We start from the raw sequence: 5,151 nt of genomic DNA on the forward strand, positions 1-5,151 counted from the left end.
GCTGTAAACTGTGGCAAATCGTCATTTCAGCGGAATTTCATTACCCATGCTCAGTTATCGCCACAGTTATCACGCAGGCAACCACGCCGACGTCCTTAAACACACCGTTCAGAGCCTGATCATTGAATCACTCAAAGAGAAAGAAAAACCGTTTCTCTATCTGGACACCCACGCTGGCGCTGGTCGTTATCAGCTGAGCAGTGAGCATGCCGAACGTACCGGTGAATACCTGGAAGGTATCGCCCGTATCTGGCAGCAGGACGATTTGCCTGCCGAACTTGAACCCTATATTTCCGTGGTGCAGCATTTCAACCGTAGCGGCCAGTTGCGCTACTACCCGGGCTCTCCGTTAATTGCTCGTCAGTTGCTGCGCGAACAGGACAGCCTGCAATTAACCGAGCTGCACCCGAGCGACTTTCCTTTGCTGCGCGGCGAATTTCAGAAAGATGAACGCGCACGTGTGGCCAAGGCTGACGGTTATCAACAGCTAAAAGCAAAATTACCGCCGGTTTCCCGCCGCGGGCTAATCCTTATCGATCCGCCATACGAAATCAAAACCGACTACCAGGCGGTAGTGACCGGCATTAATGAAGGCTACAAACGCTTCGCAACGGGCACCTATGCGCTGTGGTATCCGGTGGTCCTGCGCCAGCAAATCAAGCGCATGATCCACGATCTGGAAGACACCGGTATCCGCAAAATTCTGCAAATTGAGCTGGCGGTGCGCCCGGACAGCGATCAGCGCGGCATGACGGCGTCCGGCATGATTGTGATTAACCCGCCGTGGAAGCTTGAGCAGCAGATGAACAATGTCCTGCCGTGGCTACATAGCAAGCTGGTTCCCGCAGGAACCGGACACACTTCCGTAAGCTGGATCGTGCCGGAGTAATCGCAGCCATCGGTGGAACCTTTTAATTTCAGGTATACAATCGCGAATATTTTGGCGGATGGCGTAACGCTTCTCCGCCCTACAATGAACATGAAGGAGCGGTCATGACCAAGCACTATGATTACATCGCTATTGGCGGCGGCAGCGGCGGTATTGCCTCCATTAACCGTGCGGCAATGTACGGCCAGAAATGCGCACTGATTGAAGCCAAAGAGCTAGGCGGCACCTGCGTTAATGTTGGCTGCGTACCGAAGAAAGTGATGTGGCATGCCGCACAAATCCGTGAAGCGATTCATATGTACGGCCCGGATTACGGTTTCGATACCACCATTAATAAGTTCGACTGGGATAAACTGATCGCCAGCCGTACCGCCTATATCGATCGCATTCATACCTCGTACGACAACGTGCTGGGTAAAAATAACGTTGATGTGATTAGAGGCTTTGCCCGCTTCGTTGATGCCAAAACCATTGAAGTGAACGGTGAAACCATTACTGCCGATCATATTTTGATCGCCACCGGCGGGCGCCCGAGCCATCCGAACATTCCAGGCGTGGAATACGGTATCGACTCCGATGGCTTCTTTGAGCTGCCAGCGCTGCCAAAACGTGTAGCCGTTGTTGGCGCAGGCTACATCGCCGTTGAACTGGCGGGCGTGATTAACGGCCTGGGCGCAGAAACTCACCTGTTCGTGCGTAAACACGCGCCGCTGCGCAGCTTCGATCCGATGATCGTCGAGACGCTGGTCGAGGTGATGAACACCGAAGGTCCGACTCTGCATACTCACGCAATTCCGCAAGCGGTCATTAAAAACGCCGACGGCAGTCTGACCCTGCAACTGGAAGATGGCCGTAGCGAAACGGTGGATTGCCTGATTTGGGCGATCGGTCGTGAACCAGCCACGGATAACTTTAACCTGGCCGTTACTGGCGTGAAAACCAACGAAAAAGGCTACATCGTCGTTGATAAATACCAGAACACCAGCGTGCCGGGGATTTATGCCGTTGGCGATAACACCGGTGCTGTTGAGCTGACGCCGGTTGCCGTTGCCGCGGGCCGTCGCCTGTCCGAGCGTCTGTTTAATAACAAACCGGACGAGCATCTGGACTACAACAACATCCCGACCGTGGTCTTCAGCCACCCGCCAATTGGCACCGTGGGCTTAACCGAGCAGCAGGCTCGCGAACAGCACGGCGATGACCAGGTGAAAGTGTATAAATCCTCGTTTACCGCGATGTACACTGCCGTGACTTCACACCGCCAGCCGTGCCGCATGAAACTGGTTTGCGTGGGTCCGGAAGAGAAGATTGTTGGTATTCACGGCATCGGTTTTGGCATGGACGAAATGCTGCAAGGCTTCGCGGTGGCGCTGAAAATGGGCGCGACGAAGAAAGACTTCGATAACACCGTTGCGATTCACCCAACGGCGGCAGAAGAATTCGTCACTATGCGCTAATTGCACAGGTGTAGACGCTATTCACTACACGCTCAAGTCACACCCCTCCGGCAACCGGAGGGGTGTTATGTCACCTCCGCCCGCGCTATTCGGCCAACGCACGCATCTCTTTAATCAGATCAGATTTCCCTTCAAAACCGATGCCCGGCAGTTCTGGCATGACGATATGACCCTCTTCCACCTTCACTGAATCCGGGAAACCGCCGTACGGCTGAAACAGATCCGGGTAACTTTCATTCCCACCGAGGCCAAGACCCGCCGCAATGTTCAGCGACATCTGGTGACCGCCATGCGGTATGCAGCGTGATGGAGACCAGCCAAACTGCGCCAGTACGTCCAGGGTACGCAGATATTCGACCAGACCGTAGGAAAGCGCACAGTCAAATTGCAGGTAGTCGCGATCCGGGCGCATGCCGCCGTAGCGCAGCAGGTTGCGCGCATCCTGATGAGAAAAGAGGTTTTCACCTGTCGCCATCGCGCCTGGGTAAAATTCTGACAGCGCGGCCTGGAGAGAATAATCCAGCGGGTCGCCGGCTTCTTCGTACCAAAACAATGGATAATCCCGTAGCATTTTGGCATAGGCAATACTGGTTTCCAGATCAAAGCGACCATTGGCATCGACGGCAAGACGCGCTTCGTCGCCAATTTCAGTCAATACCGCTTCGATACGGCGACGGTCCTCTTCCAACGATGCGCCGCCGATTTTCATTTTAACTACGTTGTAGCCGCGGTTCAGGTAGCCTCGCATTTCCTGACGCAGCGCGCTCAGGTCTTTACCCGGATAATAGTAACCCCCCGCCGCGTAGACAAAGACGCGTGGATTCGCCTCAACGCCCTTCATCTCAGCCAGCAGACGGAACAACGGCTTGTTGGCAATTTTGGCAACCGCATCCCAGATAGCCATATCCAGCGTACCAACAGCCACCGAGCGCTCACCATGGCCCCCCGGCTTTTCATTACTCATCATGACGTCCCAGATTTTATGCGGATCCAGGTTATCGTCTTCGGCATTCAGCAGACTTTCCGGGTCAGCGTCCAGAATGCGGTTACGGAAGCGTTCGCGGATCAACCCCCCCTGGCCGTAACGACCATTAGAGTTAAATCCGTATCCCACCACGCGACGACCCTCTATCTCAACGTCAGTCACAACGGCCACCAGACTGGTCGTCATCTTGCTGAAATCGATATAGGCGTTACGAATAGGGGAAGCGATGGGTTTGGTAATTTCTACAACATCGAGGATACGCATGTTTTCTCCGGCGGGTTCTTAGTCAGTTATGCTCGCACTTACACGCCTGTAAAAAGTGATAACTCATGCCGGTTTATTATTGGCATAATGCATCCAGGCAGCATTTAAGGACGCCATCGTCCTCTATTTCTCCATCTTAAGCAGTGCTCATCTGCTGATCTAATGCCAAAGAGGCTGACTGTAATGCAAAATCGGCATCACCTGGAACTCACCTGGCTTGAAGACTGCGTTGCGCTGGCGCAGTCACTCAATTTCTCTCGCGCAGCCGCTTCCCGATATGTGACGCAGCCCGCATTTAGTCGGCGCATTGTCTCGCTGGAAGAGTGGCTGGGAACGCCGATTTTTGAGCGTAACCGCCGTGGCGTTAGCCTGACTCGTGCGGGGGAAGTTTTCGTCGCTCAAGTGCCCGAACTGATCCGGGCGCTATATACCCTGAGAAATGAAACCATTGAAGCGGCGGGAAATACACGACCGGATGTTATTTTCTCCGCAACGCACTCCCTGTCGTTCTCATTTTTTCCGGCGCTGATGCGTAATAACGAAAAAATCGCCCGTTTCGGCTCATTTCGCCTGCTGTCAGACACGCTCAGCGCCTGTGAAAGGATGATTGAAAATGGGGATGCGCAGTTTCTGCTGTGTTATTACCACCCTCACATGCACATCAATCTTGATCAGACGAAATATCTCAGCGTTCGCCTTGGACAAGAAACGTTATTACCCTACTCCAAATGTGATCCCGGCTCTCATCAGCCGCTCTGGCAGGCTACGGGGGGCAAAAAATTTCCGTTCCTCTCCTTCTCTGCAGAATCCGGTCTGGGGAGGATCCTCTCGAACACGTCACCGGTGAATCATGCCCGACGCGGTATGGACATCGCCTTCACCGCCGATCTGGCCGCCACGCTGCTGGCGATGGTCAAAGCCGGGGACGGCATTGCCTGGCTGCCGGAAAGTCTGGCGGCTCCGGATGTTCAGGCCGGGACGATTGCCGCGGCGGCCCCACAGAAGAGCGGATTATGGATACCCATTGATATCCGACTGTTTCGGCCTGCGGGCAGAATGTCCAGAGCGGTAGAAGAATTGTGGGAAATATTCGTGGGCGAGCAGAGGTAACAAAATATCCGGATGGGAGGAAACGCGCCCATTTTGCATACAAACGAGCGCGTTAAACAACCGATCTTAGTAGGTATTAAAATAATGCTGAATGAGCTCAGGATTTTTCGTTTTTGTCAGGGCTGTCATCAGCAAAACCCGGGCTTTCGCAGGATTTAATGAATCAGACACCAATCCCGGCTGCCCTTTATCCTGTGGAACAATGCCGTTACCCGTTCGGGATGCACGCACCACAATGATTCCCGCTTTCTCTGCTTTTTTAATTCCAGCTTCACTTCTGACAGAAACCGACCCGGCACCGGTTCCGGCATAGACAATCCCATCTACATGATGCGCAATTGCAGCATCATACATATATTCAGGATCGTCCTGGTAACCATAAATAATCGCTACCTGCGGCAGCTTTTTAAGATTTCTTACATCAAAAACGGAACGCAGGGTATGCG

At 53.6% G+C, this 5,151-nt stretch carries 4 protein-coding genes and 1 pseudogene; 3 read left to right on the plus strand and 2 right to left on the minus strand.

The genetic code is table 11. The features are described from left to right. Positions 1-46 precede the first annotated feature (46 nt). Together KQJ18_RS21330 and gorA are read left to right on the plus strand one after the other, a co-directional pair. Positions 47-889, plus strand: coding sequence for a 23S rRNA (adenine(2030)-N(6))-methyltransferase RlmJ (locus tag KQJ18_RS21330; RefSeq protein WP_038635089.1), 843 nt, complete (start codon positions 47-49; stop codon positions 887-889). Between the two features lie 104 nt (positions 890-993). Beyond that, a complete protein-coding gene (gene gorA, locus KQJ18_RS21335; protein WP_160955351.1) occupies positions 994-2,346 on the plus strand; it encodes a glutathione-disulfide reductase in 1,353 nt (450 codons plus the stop codon). A gap of 85 nt (positions 2,347-2,431) precedes the next feature. On the opposite strand, the gene KQJ18_RS21340 is transcribed toward gorA, so the two are convergent. Continuing rightward, complete coding sequence (locus KQJ18_RS21340) at positions 2,432-3,595, minus strand: mandelate racemase/muconate lactonizing enzyme family protein (RefSeq protein WP_160955352.1); 1,164 nt, start codon at positions 3,593-3,595, stop codon at positions 2,432-2,434. A gap of 183 nt (positions 3,596-3,778) precedes the next feature. Here KQJ18_RS21340 and KQJ18_RS21345 point away from each other — a divergent pair, with 183 nt between their 5' ends. Next, on the plus strand, positions 3,779-4,705 hold the full coding sequence (locus tag KQJ18_RS21345; RefSeq protein ID WP_087857175.1) for a LysR family transcriptional regulator: 927 nt from the start codon (positions 3,779-3,781) through the stop codon (positions 4,703-4,705). Between the two features lie 66 nt (positions 4,706-4,771). Here KQJ18_RS21345 and fraE read toward each other — a convergent pair. Next, a pseudogene (gene fraE, locus KQJ18_RS21350) lies at positions 4,772-5,151 on the minus strand (fructose-asparagine asparaginase); the annotation flags it as partial.

The sequence above is a fragment of the Citrobacter sp. S55_ASV_140 genome, from assembly GCF_018919505.1.
GTDB lineage: Bacteria > Pseudomonadota > Gammaproteobacteria > Enterobacterales > Enterobacteriaceae > Citrobacter > Citrobacter werkmanii.

What these genes read in the sequence shown, in the direction of transcription:
- KQJ18_RS21345 (WP_087857175.1), top strand. Translation starts at nt 3,779, where the DNA reads ATGCAAAATCGGCATCACCTGGAACTCACCTGGCTTGAAGACTGCGTT.
- KQJ18_RS21340 (WP_160955352.1), bottom strand. Translation starts at nt 3,595, where the DNA reads ATGCGTATCCTCGATGTTGTAGAAATTACCAAACCCATCGCTTCCCCT.
- KQJ18_RS21330 (WP_038635089.1), top strand. Translation starts at nt 47, where the DNA reads ATGCTCAGTTATCGCCACAGTTATCACGCAGGCAACCACGCCGACGTC.
- gorA (WP_160955351.1), top strand. Translation starts at nt 994, where the DNA reads ATGACCAAGCACTATGATTACATCGCTATTGGCGGCGGCAGCGGCGGT.